Here is a 17,467-nt window from a genome sequence, read left to right on the forward strand (position 1 = left end):
ATCTTGCTGAGTGTTCCGGTCGTCATAGCCGTCGGGCCCTGCGCCGCAGCGAGCCCTTCGTTGCTCCAGCAAGGAAATGTTCTGAACGTCAATCTCTAAGGCGTTGTCCAGCCTCGGTAGTCGGCGTACTTAACCCGGAATGCTCTGCTTTGCCCGGCCTCCGAGGGTAGGGATTCGACCGCCCCACGCAGATGGAGATTCAGGGGCGAAAGTGCCTCCGGTGCCCACACATCCAGTTGCCGTTGTTTGACGAGCGGCGTTCGCTGGCAACGGGACGCTCGCCACCGTCACCGCTGCCACAACCGAAGCGCAGCGACGCGACCTTACCGTGAAACAGTATCGCGCGGAGAAGAGGGGCGCCGGGCTAGCGCGATCGCTGGCGGAAGTTGCCAGCCGAGGCGTCACCAAGCGAGCCGTCGTCGGGAATCTTCCGGAACGCCCCGCGAATCCGTGTCGAAGTTTGTGCACGCATAGACGCTTGGGTTAACTCGTCCGCGCTGAAAGAAAACGAAGTGGCACCTGATCATCGCGTCATTGCGCGGTCTTCACCGTGTCTCGCAAAGGAAGAAGGAAGGGAAAAAGATGGCTGCAAGAATGTGGGTGGCATCAACAATGGACGGGCAAGAAGTCTCCGCCGAGACGATCGGTTCTCTCCAAGAGGCTCCGCCGTTGAGATGTGTGTATTGCAGCGCGCCCGTCAGCTACGTTCCGCAGCACGCACGCGAGAGTCGGGGCAAAGCCTACTCGGTCAAGGCGTATTTCCGCTTGTTTCCGAAGGTGGCGCATAACGAGCGCTGCATGTTCGATGTCGAGGAGCAACTGAAAGTCATTGCGCGTCGTTCGTTTGGTCTTTTGGAGGCCATTGAACGAGGACAATATCGTTTTCGTCTCCTGGCAATCGACGATATACGCAACGCGGACGCGCATCCAATGCGTTCGATAATGTCTCGCAAGGCCGATATGGCAGGGGACGGCAGTGCGTTTTTTTCAAGCGACTCGCGCCGTTTCCTGTCGGCGTACATCAACGCGGCGAAGCGAGTTATCGAGCTTCGGAGTTTGTGTGCGAGCGATTCCGATCTCAGAGACCGTCTCGAATTCGTCTTTAATGGGACATCAGTGAATTGGGAAGATTTCTATTACGAGCAAGCGCGGTTTCTCACAGCCTATCGTTGGCTTGGTAAGACTGCAACTTCTTTCCCAGTCACTTTGGTGGGCACGGTATCCAATATTGAGACTATCGAAAGACATGGTCGATGTTTGTATGTTTTGCATATGAAGCCGTCAGCAGCGCAGCCATATTCTCGTGACCCGCTGGTAGGAGAACTCGCGCACGCGACGGCATGGACCAGTCGAGCCGAATGGTTACATAAGCTCAAGCGAAACGACACCGTGCTTGTTTTCGGCCATTGGCGGCATGCGACAGCCAATACAGTTACTACCCTTGCACGCAATGGCGATAGCAAGTTTCGCAAATATCTCGAACGGCAGTTGTCAATCTGGCTACACGTGAAGTCTCAGATATCCCGAGTGGCTGGGTAGCGGGCGATTGTGTCGCCGTTAGGCATTGATACTTACGTGGCGTGTGTCTTGAATATCGATGGTTCCGAGTGTAGCGCCGCGCGTTCGTTGCCTTCGACCGGTCCGGTATGTCGCTCACTGCAGTTTGCGCTCATGCTATTTGGAGGAGCGGGCTTACTGTCGCGCAGCCGTCCCTGGCGATAATGGTTGAACGGATTGCGATCGGTCCCGGGCGAGTACGAAGCTGATCGGGGCGTCCGCGCGGACGTATCCTCAGTCGCTCCTCCTTTTCGTTGAGAGCTGCCAGTCATAGCACGCGTGTGTCCGGCAGCACTCAGGCTCCGCAGGCCCTCGCGGAAGCAGCGCCCCAAAGCCGCAGGCGCATTAATTTAACGAATTTGCGCTGCACGCTGTTAGCGAAGAGCAAAAAGAGTACGCCGGCTGCGGCGTTAAACGCTTATAACAACGGCGCACGTCCGCGTCGTTGTTTGCATGAGTTTTGTGGCGCACCAGTGATGGAGTCATTGTGCGTGCAATTCCATCGTGAAAGGGGAAGCGAGGCGTAGGCGTCACCGCACGGAGCTACTTTGTGTTGGAACCTGAGGCATCTTGCTGGTCTCGGAAGATTCCAATTCTTACCCAAAAGAACGACCGGAATATATCAGGTGTATTGCTCGCTGTGATCGACACCAAAGGATCCGAAAAAGAGTTGAAGTCAAACCAGCGAGTACGTCAAGGGACTTGCTGCGTCGAATCAAAGTCGGCACCATCTGAACCGCTGGGTCCACCTGTTCAAAATCGTCCCTCCACATCGGAGCTCCGAGGCATACGTCGTTCTTTCAACGTGATGGTGACGCGGTGAAAGTCGCGTCATGCCAATCAGAGAGAGCAGACCGTGTGCTTGCCATAGCCACAACCCTCATACGCTGCATGCTCCCAGGCATTTGCTCTGGGCGAAAATTGACTAACGTATGGAAGAGCGTCAAGACGAGCACTTTGTGGGAAATATCGGGGTTCGCAGGCTTCGACAGAGGCGGCGCATCATCCCGCCGGTATTAGCCGCGTTCGATTATTTCCTACACGCGGCCCATTTCAGGGAAAATGTCGGCTGCGTCGTCCGACAGTAGGGTGGCGCGTTCAGAACTCAGTCGCTAAGGATGCAGTTGACCCCCCAATACGCCAGCGCAAGCTCAGCTCAATTGATAAGCGTATCCCTCGTTGTGTACCGGCCGCATCGGCAGCTTCTCGAACGCACGCTGATTACGCTCGATAACGCGTTGCATTGTATGTTTCCCGCTGATCTCAGCGCGTCTGCGCCGCTGTATTTGATCAACAACGGAACGGACGAAGGGTTCAACCTGTCCGAGGTTGCCGGCAAAACTCGGCTTCAAACGCACGTCATCGAAGGCCAGGGCAACGTCGGCTACGGCCGCGGTCACAACCTGGCCATCGAGCGCATGTCGAGCCGTTACCATCTAATCCTGAACCCCGACATCGAACTGGACGTCGACGCGCTAACCCACGCGCTCGCGTTCATGGACGTTCACCCGGAAGTCGGCCTCCTTTCGCCGCAGATCATCGAAGACGACGGCAGCCGGCAATATCTCTGCCGCCGGTACCCCACGGTCTTTGACCTCTTCGTTCGGGGCTTCCTCCCGAGAAGCCTGAGGAAGCCGTTTGAACGGCGACTAGCAAGATACGAGATGCGCGACGTGATCGGCGAGAAAAACATCGTCTGGGACCCGCCCATCGTCAGCGGCTGCTTCATGCTCTTTCGCACTGAGGTCCTGAAAAAGCTCAACGGCTTCGATCCGCGCTATTTCCTCTACTTCGAAGACTACGATCTGAGCCTGCGCGCGCACGACGTCGCTCGCGTAGCCTACGTGCCGTCCGTGCGCGTGCTGCATCATGGCGGCGACGCAGCCGGCAAGGGCTGGACGCACATCAAGCTCTTCATCGCGTCGGCGTACAAGTTCTTCAACCGTTTCGGCTGGAAGTGGCTATGAGGGAGCGCATCGGCATCACGGGGGCGAACGGTTTCGTCGGACGTGCGGTCACGCGCGCGTTGCTCGATGGGGGCAGGGAACCGCTCGGCATCGTTCGTCAGAGCACGGGCCCGCACACCGTCCAAGTGAAATCGCTCGACGCTATCGCGCCCGCCGTCTTCGAAGGCTGCGCATCGGTGATCCATCTGGCCGCGCGAGTCCACGTGATGAACGACGCCGCCACCGACCCGCTCGCCGCCTTCCGCGCCGTCAACGTTGATGGCGCGCTCAAAACCGCCGATGCCGCCCGCCGCGCCGGCGCGACGCGTTTCGTCTTCGTGAGCAGCATCAAGGCGCTCGCCGAACTTGACGACGGCCACCCGCTCACGGAAACCGACGAACGCCGTCCGCCCGATCCGTACGGCGTATCGAAAGCGGAAGCAGAAGTCATGCTGCAGGAATTCGGAGCACGCACGGGGATGGAAATTGTGATCGTGCGCCCGCCGCTCGTCTACGGTCCCGAAGTGCGCGCGAACTTTCTGGCGCTGATGCGCGCCATCGCGAAAGGTATGCCGCTGCCGATCGGCGCGGTGACAGCCCGAAGAAGCCTCGTCTACGTCGACAACCTCGCGAGCGCGATCGTCGAATGCGCGACACATCCGCGCGCCGCGAATCAGCTTTTCCACGTCACAGATGGTGAAGACCCCGGCGTTGCCGAACTGGCGCGCCGGCTCGGGCATCATTTGGATCGGCCGGCGCGCCTGCTGCCGGTGCCGGTCGGCATCCTGAAAGCTGCGGGGCGGCTGACAGGCAAAATGGCGCAGATCGAACGCCTTACGGGCAGCTTGCGCGTGGATTCGTCCTACATCCGCGATGTGCTAGGCTGGCGGCCTCCGTCCTCGCTGGATGCGGGATTGGCCTCCACCGCCACCTGGTTTCTCAGGAACGAGCAGCGTTCGGAAAAAAGCTAACTTCCCGTAACAACGGAAAGGCGGCAGTAACACGCCGATCGGCCGGAAAGCGGCATGATTCGGCTATTCAAAAGAACATAAACGCAGGCAATTCCGGGAAATGAGTGCCCCGCTGTCCCCTTTCGTCGTCGATTCGCCGTGGATCGCCGCTGCGTGCGTCGCGGCGGCATCGCTGGCGATCTGCGCGCTGATTCTCTCTCAGCTCTTGCGCACCGGCCTTGCCTGGCGGCTCGCCACCGACATCCCGAACGATCGTTCACTGCACACGCGCCCGACACCGCGTGTCGGCGGATGGGGCATCGTGCCGGTCTCGATCATCGCGATGCTGGCGCTCACGCGCTCGATGTGGCTCGCCGCGCTGCTCGCCGCCGCGCTCGCCGCCGTATCGCAGATCGATGACCGCCGGGGCCTGCCCGCACGCGTCCGCTTCGGCGCGCACGTCGCCGCCGTCGCCGTGCTGATCGTGGCGAACCCCGCGCCCGCGCCGTGGTGGGCGCTCGCGGCCGTCGGCTTCCTGATGGTCTGGCTCGTCAATCTCTACAACTTCATGGACGGTTCCGACGGCCTCGCGGGCGGCATGGCGCTGTTCGGCTTCGGCGGTTATGCAGTGGCGGCGCTGTCGGGGCCGGTGCCGCAGATCGATCTGGGCATCGCCAGCGCGGCCATCGCCGGGGCGGCGGCGGGCTTCCTGCTCTTCAATTTCCACCCGGCACGGATTTTCCTAGGCGATTCGGGGTCGATTCCCCTAGGATTCCTTGCAGGCGCGCTCGGCTACTGGGGCTGGCTGAAGGGCACGTGGCCAGTGTGGTTCCCAGCGCTCGTTTTCGGGCCGTTCATCGCCGATGCATCCGTCACGCTGCTGCGACGGCTCGCGCGCGGCGAGAAGTTCTGGCAGGCGCATCGCGAGCATTACTACCAGCGCATGGTGCAGATGGGGGCTGGCCACGCGCGGACGGCAATTGTTTGGTACGTGCTGATGCTCGCAAGCGTCGCGCTCGCCAATCTGGCGCTGGCCTGGTCGCCGGCGGCGCAATGGATAGCACTGGCAGGCTGGGCGATCGCCGTCGCGGTGGCGGGACTGGTTGTCGATGCAAGCTGGCGGCGTCATCGGGCGCTCATATCCGAACAATCTCGAGGTGGACGCGGATGATTCGATTCAAAGCATCGTGGCTTTCCGCAGGCGCCTTCACGTTCGATCTCGTGGCGGTCGCCGCGACCTGGCTCGCCGCCTACCTGATCCGCTTCAACGGGGCCGTGCCGACGCTGTTCCAGCACGGCGCGCTCATCGCGCTTATTTGGGTTCTGCCGGTCTATGGCGTCATGTTCCGCGTCTTCGGCCTGTATCGCGGCATGTGGGTGTTCGCAAGCCTGCCGGACCTCATGCGAATTTCGAAGTCGGTCGTGGTCGGCGCGCTCGTCGTGATGATCGGCGCAGTGCTGCTTCAGCCGACGCCCGTCATTCCGCGCTCGGTGCTCATCGTCGAGCCGTTGTTTTTGTTTCTGGCGATGGGCGGCGCGCGTGCGCTGTATCGCGCGGCGAAGGAGTTCTATCTGTACGGCGGACTCGTCGGGCAGGGCAAGCCTGTGATCGTGCTCGGCGCGGGCACGGCGGGCGCGATGCTCGCGCGGGAGTTGGCGCGTTCGTCGGAGTGGCGTCTCGTCGGCCTGCTCGATGACGATCCTTCGAAGCAAGGCCGCGAAGTGCTCGGCCACAAGGTGCTTGGCTCGTTCGGCGATCTGTCGAAGGTCGCGGAGCAGTACAAGACCGAATACGCAATCATCGCGATTCCCTCGGCTTCCGTCGACGAACAACGCCGCGTCGCCACACTCTGCGTGCGCGCAGGCGTCAAGGTGATGGTCCTCCCCGCGCTCAGTCAGTTGACGCAAGGCGAGGGCGGTTTCCTGTCGCGCGTGCGGCAAATCGACCTCGAAGACTTGCTCGGCCGCGAGCCCGTGAAAATCGACATGCCGCACGTCGAGCAACTGCTGCACGGACGCGTCGTGATGGTGACGGGCGCGGGCGGCTCGATCGGCTCCGAACTGTGCCGCCAGATTCTGCGCTTCTCGCCTGCGCAACTGATCGCCTACGACCTCAGCGAATACGCGATGTATCGCCTGATCGAAGAGTTGCACGAGAAGTTTCCGGAGCTATCCGTGGTGCCGGTCGTCGGCGACGCGAAAGATTCGCTGCTGCTCGATCAGACCATGGCGCGCTTCACGCCGCACATCGTCTTTCATGCGGCGGCCTACAAGCACGTCCCGCTGATGGAAGAGCAGAACGCGTGGCAAGCCGTGCGCAACAACGTGCTCGGGACGCTGCGCGTCGCGCGCGCGGCGATTCGTCACGACGTGCGCCACTTCGTCCTCATTTCCACCGACAAGGCCGTCAACCCGACCAACGTGATGGGCGCGAGCAAGCGTCTCGCTGAGATGACGTGTCAGGCGTTGCAGCAATCCGCGCCGCGCACGCAGTTTGAAACCGTGCGCTTCGGCAATGTGCTCGGCAGCGCGGGCAGCGTGATTCCAAAGTTCCAGCAACAGGTCGCGAAGGGCGGTCCTGTCACCGTAACCCATCCCGAAATTACGCGTTTCTTCATGACGATTCCCGAGGCCGCGCAACTCGTGCTGCAGGCATCGAGCATGGGTCGGGGCGGCGAGATCTTCATTCTCGACATGGGGCAGCCGGTGCGGATCGTCGATCTCGCCCGCGATCTGATTCGCCTCTACGGCTATAGCGACGGGCAGATTCGCATCGTGTTCACCGGCCTGCGTCCCGGCGAGAAGCTCTACGAAGAACTGCTCGCCGACGATGAAACCACCACGCGCACGCCGCATCCGAAGCTGCGCATCGCGCAGGCGCGGGAAGTGCCGGACGCGTTCATCGACGAGTTATTGCCGTGGCTGATGCAGCACCGCGTGTTGTCCGACGATGAAGTGCGCCGCGACTTGCGCCGCTGGGTGCCGGAATATCAGACGGCGGCGGCCCCTGTGCTGCAGAGCGTGGCGAAGGGGCGCGGAGCGGCTGGCTGAGATGCGGCGCGCCTTCAGCTTTCCTGGAAGATCGGCAGCCGCGAATAGAGATCAGCGACCCAGTCGATGAACACGCGAACGCGCCGCGGCTGATGCCGGTTCGCCGCGTACAGCACCGACACCACGCGCGGATGCGTCGGATATTCAACGAGCACGCGCCGTAGCGTGCCGCTTCTCATATACGGATCGAGCGTGTAGCTCGAACTCTGGATGAGCCCGAGGCCTGCGAGCCCGGACGCGATGTATGAATCCGCATCGTTGACCGCAATCTTGTGTTTGAGCGCGATGCTGCGCGTTTCGCCATCGACGACGAATTCCCAGTTGCGCACGCGCCCCGACTTGTTCATCACATAGCCGACGGCCAGATGCTGGTCGAGATCGTCGAGGGTCTGCGGCTCGCCGTATTGCTCGATGTATCCCGGCGATGCACACGTGATCTGCGTATAAGCGCCGATACGCTTCGCAACCAGCCCGATATCGCCGATCGCGCCGACGCGCACCACGCAATCGACGGCGTCTTCCACGAGATCGACCTGCCGGTCCGTCAGCAGCAATTCGACGCCGATATCCGGATACGCCGCGAAGAATTCCGGCAGCGCGGGAATGACGGTGCTCTTCGCCATCACCTGCGGAAGGCTCACCTTGACGTTGCCCTTCGGACTCAGCTTCGAATGCGACAGCGACGCTTCCATGTCGTCGACTTCGCCGAGCACGCGCACGCACCGGTCGAAATAGGCTTCGCCGTCTTCGGTGATGCTGATGCTGCGGGTCGTGCGATTGAGCAGCCGCGCGCCGAGATGCGCCTCGAGCGCCTGCAGCGTGCGGGAGACGCTTGCGGGTGGAAGATGAAGCGCGTCGGCGGCTTTCGAGAAACTGCCCGATTCGACGACGCGCACGAACACTTTCATTGCGAGGAAGCGGTCCATGCTGGAGTCCGGAGTCGTGGCCGCGCCGCCGGATGAATCAGCATCCGGTGCGCGGCGTGTATGAGTCAGCGATCAGGCCGACATCATACTCACGACAGCCCGAGCCCCCGGCAAAGCGCCCACGAGTATTGCTCGATGAGTGCCTGGAACGGCGCGTGATGCCCATACGCAATCGACGATACCGCCAGCAGCCCGACGCCCGCGACAGCCGCACGCGGCATCTTGCGCGGCTGCTCGAACACGCGCATGAGCAGGATGCCGGCGATGGCCGCGCCGAGCAGCCATCCCGCGATCACTTCGCTCGGCGTATGCGCGTCCTGAATGATGCGGCTCGCGCCGATCATCGCGGCGAGTCCGAGGCCGCCCGCCGCGCCCAGCCGGTACCACCCGCCGCCGAAGCTGCCGAATATCAGCGCGCCCGCGACCGTGTAGATGGACGCGGCGAGCATCGTATGTCCGCTGATCATGCGGAAGCCCAAGGTCGAAATCTCCAGCCCGCAGCCTGCATAGAGAATCTTCGAGAGGCCGACGAGGCCCATGCCCGCGGCGAGCAGCACGGCCCAGCGCAGCGCGAGCCGCCAGTCCACGGTGCGCAGCCACAAGGCGCAGACGAGTGCCAGTGGCAGCGTAAATGCTGCATCCCCGAGGTTCGAACAAATCCAGAGTACCTTTGTTTCCATACGTGTCCGTTGTAGGTATCGCGGTTTGGAAATGCCTACGAGCTGTCCGCCTGTTTGCGGCGGCCCGCCATGCGATATTCGGTTGGCGAAATCGAGAGGCGCTTGCGAAAAATCTTCGCGAGGCCGTCGCCGCTGCCCGCGCCGCAACGCCGCGCGATCTTGTCGACTGGCAAGTCGGTGGCGGCGAGCAGCATGCAACTCGCATCGAGCCGGGCGCGCAACAGATATTCCGATGGCGTCAGGCCGATCTGCGCCTTGAAGCGCCGCAGAAAGTTGCGCTCGCTCATGGCGGCGACGCGTGCGGCATCGGTGATCGAAATCTGCCGCACGTAGTTTTCGCGGATCCAGCGCGCGGCCGCGTCGATCTTTTGACGCACGCCGCCGCCGTCGGTGTCGTCAAGCACCATCGCGAGCTTCTGCCACGCGCCCGGTATCGACCGCTCCGATACTTCGCGTGCGACGGCTGCCCCGTAATCGCGCTTGACCATCGACAGCGCGGCAGCGATTGGCCCTTTCGGGTCGTCGAGCGTGAGCGTCTGCTCGGCGATGGACAGCGCGTTCGACAATGCCGGCGACATGGCTTCCGCAGCCGGTTCATCGGCGAAATCGAGCGAGCGGTTCTGCAGCGTGAGATTCGCCGCTGCGAGAAGGTGCGCGCCTTCGCCGATGGCCTTGATGAACGGAATCTTCGGTGCGATGCGGCCAAGCTGCCTGCGCAGCGTGACATCGTGGCGCGCCTGCCGTGCGCCGGGGCCGCCTGCGATGAAAAGCGCATCGCATTCGTTCATCCATCGTGCTTCGAGGCTTTCGGTCCAGATGCGCATGGAGCAACTGCTCGCAACGCTGCCTCCTTCGCTGGACACGAACTGCAGCGAATAGTTCGGCATTTCCGCAAATGATGCGGACGATGCGTGCGGTAGCTCACGCTGCCCGCGCGATTCTTCCGCGTACGGGCTGACCTGATTGGCCAGCGAGAAGACCTCGGAAATCGAACTGACTTCGACGAGAGAGAAGTCCTCGAAGACCAGAATGCCGATCCGCTTTGCGGTGTCGGCAGACCGTACATCGGGCCTGGGCGAGCGCACGACGTGCAGCCGGCCCATACCATTGGCGTATTCCATCGACTATCTCCTGTCGACCGGAGCGGGCGCGCTCAAGCCACTTTTGGGGCCACTTTGGGCGCTTTGTCGCGCCTCGCTCGGGTCACATGCCGGACGGTTGCTTTCATCTCCCTTGTTCCGGTGAGGAACGTCGAAAGCGGGAAAACCAAGCTCACATGCGTCGCACTATACGCGGCAGTGAATGCGCGTCGGCTTGACAGTCTGAAAATGACGAAGTGTTGGCAGATGATTTCGATATCGCGCGAATAAGCTGACGCTACTCGTGTCGTCTGATGAAATCGGCGACGGCGACAACAAGAAGAGGCGGCCGCGAACGCTCGATGAAGCGTTGCGTTCGCCTATTGCACATACAACCAACAAGGTGAGCCGATGCTAAAAGTGCGCAAGGCGGTATTTCCGGTGGCGGGACTCGGCACGCGATTCCTTCCCGCAACGAAGGCGAGCCCGAAGGAAATGTTGCCGGTGGTGGACAAGCCGCTGATTCAGTATGCGGTCGAAGAGGCGATGGCGGCGGGCATCACGGAGATGATCTTCGTGACGGGCCGCAGCAAGCGTGCGATCGAGGATCACTTCGACAAGTCGTACGAGATCGAAGCCGAGCTCGAAGCGCGCGGCAAGGCGAAGCTGCTGGAACTGGTGCGTGGCATCTTGCCGAGCCACGTGACGTGCATGTATGTGCGTCAGGCCGAGGCGCTCGGATTAGGGCATGCGGTGTTGTGTGCCGAGAAGCTCGTCGGTGACGAGCCGTTTGCCGTCGTGCTCGCGGATGACTTGCTCGATGGTCAGCCGCCTGTGCTCGCGCAGATGGTCGACGTGTTCGATCATTATCACTCGTCGGTGATTGGCGTCGAGGAGATCGATCGCAAGGATTCGCGCTCGTATGGCGTGATTGAAGGCAAGCCCTGGGACGATGGTCTTTTCAAGCTGTCGCGTGTGGTCGAGAAGCCGGAGCCGGCTTTGGCGCCTTCGAACTTTGGCGTCGTCGGGCGGTATGTTTTGATGCCGCGCATTTTTGAATTTCTGCGGAATCAGAAGCCTGGAACGGGCGGTGAAATACAGTTGACCGATGGGATCGAGGCGCTGCTTTCGCAGGAGCAAGTGCTGGCTTATCGGTATCGCGGGAAACGGTTCGATTGCGGCAGCAAGCTGGGGTATCTCAAGGCTACTGTCGAGTTCGCGCTCCGGCATCCGGAGGTTCGCGATGAATTTGAAGCGTATTTGAAGGCGCAGTTCGCGGTTCCTGTCGTGGAGGATGCCGTTCTGGATGCTTCTGCCGAGGATGATGCCGATGTTCCCGTTGTTGAGGGTTGAGTTCGGGTCAGTCTGTTTGCTCGCCCCTTGCCGGGGCGGGCATTTTGTTTTTTCTTCGGTTTTTCGTGTCGGTCTATTGGCGCGCCCCTCCCTGGGGCGGGGGTCACTTTTTTGGCTGTCGACCAGAGTTGGCGCTTCAGCGCCTTACTCTGGTCCCATGCAAAGAAAGTAACCAAAGAAAGCAGCTTTTTTCGAACCGCCCGCAGCATTGATTCAAGTGCCCACTCCGTAGAACATCGGTGGCACTCAGCTTGATAGAGCCTTGAATCACCTTCCGCGCCCGCTGAGCGCAAACGTCCTCCGAGCCCCTTGGCTCGACAACACCATCGTTCACCAATTCCCACGCATCAAGCAACGCAGTCAACGGCGAAGCAGACCTGCACGCTCAAAGACACCAAGACCAAGACCAAGACCAAGCACCAAGCACCAAGCACCAAGCACCAAGCACCAAGCACCAAGCACCAAGCACCAAGCACCAAGCACCAAGCATCAAGCATCAAGCATCAAGCATCAAGCATCAAGCACTGGTCACGGGTCGCTAAGCGCCGAATACCGAGCGCCGAGCATCACGCATTAAGCAACGCGCAAGAGTGTCGAGCAGTGAGCATCGTGCATCTATCACGCAGTACGCGTCACCGACCATCGAGCACTGAGCACCGAGCACGAAGCTCAAAGCGCCAAACACAAAGCCCGAAGCAGAAAGCTCGAAGCCCAAGAAGACACTCGAAGCATTGTGACCGCCCTCGACGGTCTTTCACGGCTGCGTGTGGCAGACCGAGACAGCCTCATGCGCAGCGACGTTGTTGTTGGTACGTGTGCATCGCTAGCGTGATTGGGTCCGGAATCACGGGTGAACCGTATACGCGTGGCGAGGGTAGTGTCCTGTTGGTGTTGTCGAGCCAAAGGGCTCGGAGGACGTTGGTTGTCAGCGGGCGCGGAAGGTGATTCAAGGCTCTATCAAGCTGAGTGCCACCGATGTTCTACCAAGTGGCCACGCAAGTTAGTGCTTTGTGCAGTTCGAAAAAAAGCTGCTTTCTTGGTTACTTTCTTTGCACGGGACAAGAGTAAGGCGCTGAAGCGCCAACTCTGGTCGACAGCCAAGAAAGTGACCCCCGCCCAGGGGTGGGGCGCGCCAATAGACCGACACGAAAAGAAAAAAGCCCCTCGCGGCATCAGCGAAAATAAGCCTTGGTATTCTCATGCACATCATGAGCAGCTAGCAGATCATCAGCGTGCAACCACTGATACTCGCTGTGCTGATCAAAGCGCCCAATGGCCACATTGCCACTCAACGGCAGAGCGTAAGCAAGCACCACATAGTGCGTCCCAAACCCCTCAGACCCAGAAAAATTATCGCAATAGCGATGCTCGAACACCCCATAAAACCGCGCAGAAGACCGCTCGACACTGGCGACGCCTAGCTCACTCCGCACGATGCGCCGAAACGCGGCATCGAGCGATTCGTCCTTGGCGATGCGCCCGCCGGGCACGAACCACGTCCCCTGTGCAGGCCGATTTCGCCGCCGCCCCACGAGCACTCGCCGATTCCCATCAGTGACTATGAGATCGATCGACACGAGCGGCGCAAGCCGAACCACTGTCATGAAATCCGCTTCGCTCAGCATCGCCGTTGCATTGGTCATTTTCTTTTGATCGTTATGAATGATGGATGCCGGTCCCCGTTTGAACAGACGCAGCGCCAATTCAGTGTAGCGCGCACAGGCATGCGACAGTCCGCCGCAGCACTGGTCTTAAACGACTAAATCAGTCCCTATTGCCCCACATAACCCGCAGGCTTCGTGACGTTCGCGCGCATCGCTGCGGCGTTATCGGACACGACATAGACCGGCGCTTCGCTCAAGACGAGCGGCAAGCGTCCATCGCTGTATTGCATCGCCGATGCATTGCCCATCATGTCGAATACCGTCACCGTGCCCGACTTGCCCGGCGCATCCACGACGAGGCTGTAGTCGACGCCATGCGTCGAATCGAAACCGTCGCGGCTCGGCCACGATGCATTGCGATGCGTCCACAACGCAGTCACGACCTTGCCGCTATTCAAACGCTGAAACGCGTACGCATAGACGCCCCGCGGCGTGCCATTGAGATAACCGAGCGTCGTCGTGCCATCGATGATGCGCGTCATCGCGGCCACTGCCATCGCAGCGGGCTTCGGGCTGATCTGCGTCTGCCCGAAGCCGCCCTCCGCATTGACGAGATCGAAGAACACGCCATAGCCCACTTCGGGCGGATCGGCGCTATAGAACACGAAGCTCACGTCCGCACCCTCGCCAAGCAGCATCAGATGCGCGCGCGCGACAACCGCGCCTTGCGCATAGAGCACGTTCCAGCCGGGCGTATGCGGACCATACTTGCTGCCGTTGTCATAGCTCACGCCCGTCTCGGTGACGAAGAGCTTTGCGCCAGGCTTCACGATGTCCGTCATCGCGCGACGCAACTCGCGCATCGCGGCGGGCATCGCTTTGGCCGACGTCGATGCATCGGCATCGAAACGCTCCGGCGGATGCGACGGCGACGTGCCCACGTCGTAGTAGCCATGCACGCTTACGCCATCCAGATACTTGCCGATGCCAAGCGGCGCGAGACGCCTGAGCCACGTCGTATTCGATGCGAGATTCGACAGCGTCAGCCCCATCACGACCGCGTTCGGATCGCTCGCATGGATGGCTTCGTGCGTGGCCTTGTACATCGCGACGAGGTTGGCATCGGAGTCGCGCCACGGCAGGCCGCCTTCGTAATCCGGCTCCCACGTCACCTGATAGTAGTTCTGCGACTGTCGCGGGAACCACGTCTTGCGCACGGTGTTCGACTCGGCGCCCACGCGCTTCATGTAGTCGCGGTAAGCATCGAGGGATACCGGCGCGTAGCTGTGCGTGCGCTCCTTCGTCGGGCTCGCCCAGGCGGGGATGCCATCGAGCTGAATAAGGCGCAACAGGTCGCCGGGTTTGAAGAAGGGCGCGAGATTGTCCGCCGCTGCATCGAACGTGTGCGGGTCTTTCTCCTCGGTCACGTACCAGTTGCGATTGTCATTGACCCACGTGAGACCGAGATCGGGATAGAGCGGCCGATAACCATCGCCCGAGCAGCATGCCTCGCCCGGCTTCAGATACGCGGCGCCCTGACCGCCGAAGCGATGCTGATCGACGCGCGCATACGTCACGGCCGGCAGCGCCGCGGATACATCGGGCAGCACGCCGAACGTCGCGATGCCCGAAGGCCGTGTGCCGCGTCGAGGTAACGCGGCCTTGTCCGATTCGAGCGATGCGCTCACCGCGAAGTACCCCGCCGCACGCGATGAGCACGCGAGCGTGTACGTGCCCGGCTTCGCATCGACGGCGAAGCGGCCGCTCGCTTTCACGACGTTCCACGCATCGCGAATCTCCCAGCTCACCGCGTCGGCAGCCTTTGCGCGAGTCGTGATTGCAACGGAAAGCGGCGCGTTCAGCGCGAACATGCGCGTGCCGTTGCTGCCGGGCGTATCCGCTTCGATCGAGGGACCGCTTTTCGCAGCCGGTACGGGCGTTGCGGGCGCGTCGCAGCGCAGCGGCGGCGTATCGAAGGAGGCGCGCTTGCTGGCCGCGGGCGTGACGGGTTCGTCGGACGTTGCGTTGTCGCAGGCGGTCATCGTCAAAAGCATGGCGATGGCGGCTGTCGCGCGGCGTGCGGTCGGAAATCGGTTCATCGTGCGAATGATCGGATTGTGAGGGGCAAGGCGATTCGCGGCACTACAGACCGCGTGCAAGCGCCCACGATGACCGCAGCGCCCGCCGCGAACCGTGCGCATGCGCACGCGCGCCGCCCGTTCGTCCGATGAATGCGTCGTCGGAGCCGGCGAGGAACTGATCAGACATGAAACACATGCGCCTGCGGCACGGTTACTGGTTGCCAATCGAGACCGGCAAATTTGACCGGCTTCCCTCACCGTTTCGTCTTACGATTTCTTTTGGAGTACGCGCAATTAATCGGGTCAATCCAGTGGTATTCCCCGGACGAATCGTGACGACTCGGAACCGTTCGTTCGTATTAACCCTGAACTGTGCACCGCCGCAAATCAACTAGGTTTTGGCGGAAATGTCCGGCTGGGGCCGCCTTTGCTCGCGGTGCTTCCCGGGCTTTTTGCCCTCGTGCGGCGCAGCATGTCAATTCATATAAAACGCCTGGATTATGTCGGTGAATAAATAGTCGTGGTGTTATTAAAGAAACGCTGATTCGCATTCGTTGAATTAAATCGACGTTAAACGGCGATTAATAAATCAACGGATTTCGGATTTATTCGGTGGTCTGGAAGCGCCGCCGTCTGTATCAAAATCTTACCGGCGATAATCCAAAAATTGCCGATTCAACGCGTGCGAACGGCGCGCTTTGAAGCGGCCGATGTTTCATCGGTGAATCATTTTCAAACGGGCAGTTGAAAAGCGCTGGTTGGTTCGTTTGACCGCAAAAGGCCGTGCGACAGGGCTTCTGGCGATTTGAGCGGGGAACCGCACGGAAGGGAAGCCATACGGCATTGCCGAACAGATCGACCGTTCGTATGAAGAATAAATGAAATCCAGGCAATTGGCATTCAAAGACGCTCAAACCGAATGCGGACATGGATATCAATGTGCGGTCAGCCTCATAACCGAACAGATTTTGTGGTTTAAGCGCGAAAATCGAACCCACGGAAAACATTGTCTGCTTATTATTCACACCAGCGGAGACGATTCCGCCAACCTCTCGTTCCCATCGGTCACGGCAACCCGGCGAAGTTCGGGAACGCCTTGATGCAATGCAATGGCCGAGTAACTCTTCCGCACCCTGGAAACAAAGCTGCAGAGGATGACCATGCCTTACGCCACTCTCGAACCCGCAGTGATGGGTTGGATGCCTCCCTCGACGAGACCGTCGCAGGCAGAGGTGAAACGGATTGCGATTTTGCTGTTCGACGGATTCTCGCTACTGGGTGCCGGAATCGTCGCTGAAGTCTTTCACATGGCCAATGAACTGTCGTCGGCCAAGGCGAAAGCGGACTGCACCTATGACGTGCGCTTCCTCTCCGTCGAAGGCGGCAACGTCGCGTGCTCGTCTTCGGTGCGTGTCTGGACCGACGGTCTCGACGCACGCCACTACGGCGGCTTCGATGCGCTCTTCGTCGCTGGCGGACGCGGCGCCGAGGAAGCCGCGAAGGACGATCGCATCGTCGAATGGCTGCGCCGCGTGAACGGCAAGACCACGGCGATCAAGTCGATCTCCGAAGGCCGCAAGGTGCTGGAGGCGGCGGGCATCGGTTACGCACACGATGCGCAGGCCCGCTATGGCAACGCGATCATGCCGCTCGTGCGCGACGAGCAATCGGGTGAAGGCGGCGATCGCTACGAATCGATGAAGGGCGCGCTGATGATCGTGAAGCGAGATCTCGGACTCGACATCTCGCGCAGCGTGGCCGAACGTCTCATGCCCGGCTCTGCCGCGAAGCTCGTGTCGATTCTTGGCGACAGCGGCGCGGCATCGGCGGGCGACAAGATTCGCGCGGCGGCGCGGTGGCTCCAGGACAACTGCGAGCGGCCGATCTCCGTCGTCGATGCGGCGCAAGTCGCCGCGATGAGCGAGCGCAACTTCCTGCGCCGCTTCAAGATCGAGATGGGCATCACGCCATCCGATTATCTGCTGCAGGCACGCCTTGCCGTGACCTGCGCGCTGCTCACCGACTCGGAGTTGCCGGTGGACAAGATCGCGCGCAGAAGCGGCATGGGCAACGGCGACAGGCTCGCCAAGATTTTCCGCAAGCGCCTTCTGATTTCGCCGACCGAATACCGGATGCAAAGCCGGCGCGAGGCAAACGGCTGAGAGCCGGACGCGTCAGAAGGGCCAGGAGACAGCAAGGCCGAAGCATCAGCGTCCCTCTGTGTGGGGTACCGGACAGGG

At 61.1% G+C, this 17,467-nt stretch carries 14 protein-coding genes; 7 read left to right on the forward strand and 7 right to left on the reverse strand.

Going from position 1 to position 17,467, the window contains the following annotated elements; all coding sequences use genetic code 11:
* Window positions 1-582 precede the first annotated feature (582 nt).
* The 5 genes from LDZ21_RS03295 to LDZ21_RS03315 all read left to right on the forward strand — a co-directional run bounded on the left by LDZ21_RS03295 (window position 583) and on the right by LDZ21_RS03315 (window position 7,504).
* A complete protein-coding gene (locus LDZ21_RS03295; RefSeq protein ID WP_244794212.1) occupies window positions 583-1,539 on the forward strand; it encodes a hypothetical protein in 957 nt (318 codons plus the stop codon).
* Window positions 1,540-2,675: 1,136 nt separating this feature from the next.
* Complete coding sequence (locus tag LDZ21_RS03300) at window positions 2,676-3,524, forward strand: glycosyltransferase family 2 protein (protein ID WP_244794213.1); 849 nt, start codon at window positions 2,676-2,678, stop codon at window positions 3,522-3,524.
* The gene (locus LDZ21_RS03305; protein ID WP_244794214.1) at window positions 3,521-4,474 is read left to right on the forward strand and encodes a UDP-glucose 4-epimerase family protein; all 954 of its coding nucleotides are present in this window, start codon (window positions 3,521-3,523) and stop codon (window positions 4,472-4,474) included. The genes LDZ21_RS03300 and LDZ21_RS03305 overlap by 4 nt, the downstream gene beginning before the upstream one ends.
* A 100-nt stretch (window positions 4,475-4,574) precedes the next feature.
* On the forward strand, window positions 4,575-5,624 hold the full coding sequence (locus LDZ21_RS03310) for an MraY family glycosyltransferase (protein WP_244794215.1): 1,050 nt from the start codon (window positions 4,575-4,577) through the stop codon (window positions 5,622-5,624).
* Window positions 5,621-7,504 carry a polysaccharide biosynthesis protein gene (locus LDZ21_RS03315; protein ID WP_244794216.1) on the forward strand — a complete coding sequence of 628 codons (1,884 nt, stop codon included), beginning with the start codon at window positions 5,621-5,623 and terminating at the stop codon, window positions 7,502-7,504. The genes LDZ21_RS03310 and LDZ21_RS03315 overlap by 4 nt, the downstream gene beginning before the upstream one ends.
* 14 nt (window positions 7,505-7,518) lie before the next feature.
* Here LDZ21_RS03315 and LDZ21_RS03320 read toward each other — a convergent pair whose 3' ends face one another.
* The 3 genes from LDZ21_RS03320 to LDZ21_RS03330 form a co-directional block, all read right to left on the reverse strand.
* Window positions 7,519-8,430, reverse strand: a complete 912-nt coding sequence (locus LDZ21_RS03320) for a LysR family transcriptional regulator (protein ID WP_244794217.1) — start codon at window positions 8,428-8,430, stop codon at window positions 7,519-7,521.
* An 89-nt stretch (window positions 8,431-8,519) separates the two neighbouring features.
* The gene (locus LDZ21_RS03325; RefSeq protein WP_244794218.1) at window positions 8,520-9,110 is read right to left on the reverse strand and encodes a phosphatase PAP2 family protein; all 591 of its coding nucleotides are present in this window, start codon (window positions 9,108-9,110) and stop codon (window positions 8,520-8,522) included.
* 35 nt (window positions 9,111-9,145) lie between these two features.
* On the reverse strand, window positions 9,146-10,231 hold the full coding sequence (locus tag LDZ21_RS03330; protein ID WP_244794219.1) for a GlxA family transcriptional regulator: 1,086 nt from the start codon (window positions 10,229-10,231) through the stop codon (window positions 9,146-9,148).
* A gap of 369 nt (window positions 10,232-10,600) precedes the next feature.
* Between LDZ21_RS03330 and galU the strand changes: the two genes are divergently transcribed.
* Window positions 10,601-11,542, forward strand: a complete 942-nt coding sequence (gene galU, locus LDZ21_RS03335) for a UTP--glucose-1-phosphate uridylyltransferase GalU (protein WP_244794220.1) — start codon at window positions 10,601-10,603, stop codon at window positions 11,540-11,542.
* A 1,172-nt stretch (window positions 11,543-12,714) separates the two neighbouring features.
* Here the strand turns inward: galU and LDZ21_RS03340 are convergent.
* The 4 genes from LDZ21_RS03340 to LDZ21_RS03350 all read right to left on the reverse strand — a co-directional run bounded on the left by LDZ21_RS03340 (window position 12,715) and on the right by LDZ21_RS03350 (window position 16,225).
* Window positions 12,715-13,167, reverse strand: coding sequence for a GDP-mannose mannosyl hydrolase (locus LDZ21_RS03340; protein WP_035959888.1), 453 nt, complete (start codon window positions 13,165-13,167; stop codon window positions 12,715-12,717).
* Between the two features lie 146 nt (window positions 13,168-13,313).
* Complete coding sequence (locus tag LDZ21_RS03345; protein ID WP_244794221.1) at window positions 13,314-15,245, reverse strand: hypothetical protein; 1,932 nt, start codon at window positions 15,243-15,245, stop codon at window positions 13,314-13,316.
* A gap of 43 nt (window positions 15,246-15,288) precedes the next feature.
* Window positions 15,289-15,414, reverse strand: coding sequence for a hypothetical protein (locus LDZ21_RS31150; RefSeq protein WP_280519418.1), 126 nt, complete (start codon window positions 15,412-15,414; stop codon window positions 15,289-15,291).
* Window positions 15,415-15,865: 451 nt separating this feature from the next.
* Window positions 15,866-16,225, reverse strand: a complete 360-nt coding sequence (locus tag LDZ21_RS03350; protein ID WP_244794222.1) for a hypothetical protein — start codon at window positions 16,223-16,225, stop codon at window positions 15,866-15,868.
* 162 nt (window positions 16,226-16,387) lie between these two features.
* Between LDZ21_RS03350 and LDZ21_RS03355 the strand changes: the two genes are divergently transcribed.
* A complete protein-coding gene (locus LDZ21_RS03355; protein WP_035959886.1) occupies window positions 16,388-17,389 on the forward strand; it encodes a GlxA family transcriptional regulator in 1,002 nt (333 codons plus the stop codon).
* The last annotated feature ends 78 nt before the right edge of the window (window positions 17,390-17,467 follow it).

The organism is Caballeronia grimmiae (assembly GCF_022879615.1).
Lineage (GTDB): Bacteria > Pseudomonadota > Gammaproteobacteria > Burkholderiales > Burkholderiaceae > Caballeronia > Caballeronia grimmiae.

Coding starts and splice junctions, on each gene's coding strand:
- LDZ21_RS03305 (WP_244794214.1), top strand. CDS start 3,521: ATGAGGGAGCGCATCGGCATCACGGGGGCGAACGGTTTCGTCGGACGT.
- LDZ21_RS03325 (WP_244794218.1), bottom strand. CDS start 9,110: ATGGAAACAAAGGTACTCTGGATTTGTTCGAACCTCGGGGATGCAGCA.
- galU (WP_244794220.1), top strand. CDS start 10,601: ATGCTAAAAGTGCGCAAGGCGGTATTTCCGGTGGCGGGACTCGGCACG.
- LDZ21_RS03315 (WP_244794216.1), top strand. CDS start 5,621: ATGATTCGATTCAAAGCATCGTGGCTTTCCGCAGGCGCCTTCACGTTC.
- LDZ21_RS03320 (WP_244794217.1), bottom strand. CDS start 8,430: ATGGACCGCTTCCTCGCAATGAAAGTGTTCGTGCGCGTCGTCGAATCG.
- LDZ21_RS03310 (WP_244794215.1), top strand. CDS start 4,575: ATGAGTGCCCCGCTGTCCCCTTTCGTCGTCGATTCGCCGTGGATCGCC.
- LDZ21_RS03330 (WP_244794219.1), bottom strand. CDS start 10,231: ATGGAATACGCCAATGGTATGGGCCGGCTGCACGTCGTGCGCTCGCCC.
- LDZ21_RS03355 (WP_035959886.1), top strand. CDS start 16,388: ATGCCTTACGCCACTCTCGAACCCGCAGTGATGGGTTGGATGCCTCCC.
- LDZ21_RS31150 (WP_280519418.1), bottom strand. CDS start 15,414: ATGTCTGATCAGTTCCTCGCCGGCTCCGACGACGCATTCATCGGACGA.
- LDZ21_RS03340 (WP_035959888.1), bottom strand. CDS start 13,167: ATGCTGAGCGAAGCGGATTTCATGACAGTGGTTCGGCTTGCGCCGCTC.
- LDZ21_RS03345 (WP_244794221.1), bottom strand. CDS start 15,245: ATGAACCGATTTCCGACCGCACGCCGCGCGACAGCCGCCATCGCCATG.
- LDZ21_RS03295 (WP_244794212.1), top strand. CDS start 583: ATGGCTGCAAGAATGTGGGTGGCATCAACAATGGACGGGCAAGAAGTC.
- LDZ21_RS03300 (WP_244794213.1), top strand. CDS start 2,676: ATGCAGTTGACCCCCCAATACGCCAGCGCAAGCTCAGCTCAATTGATA.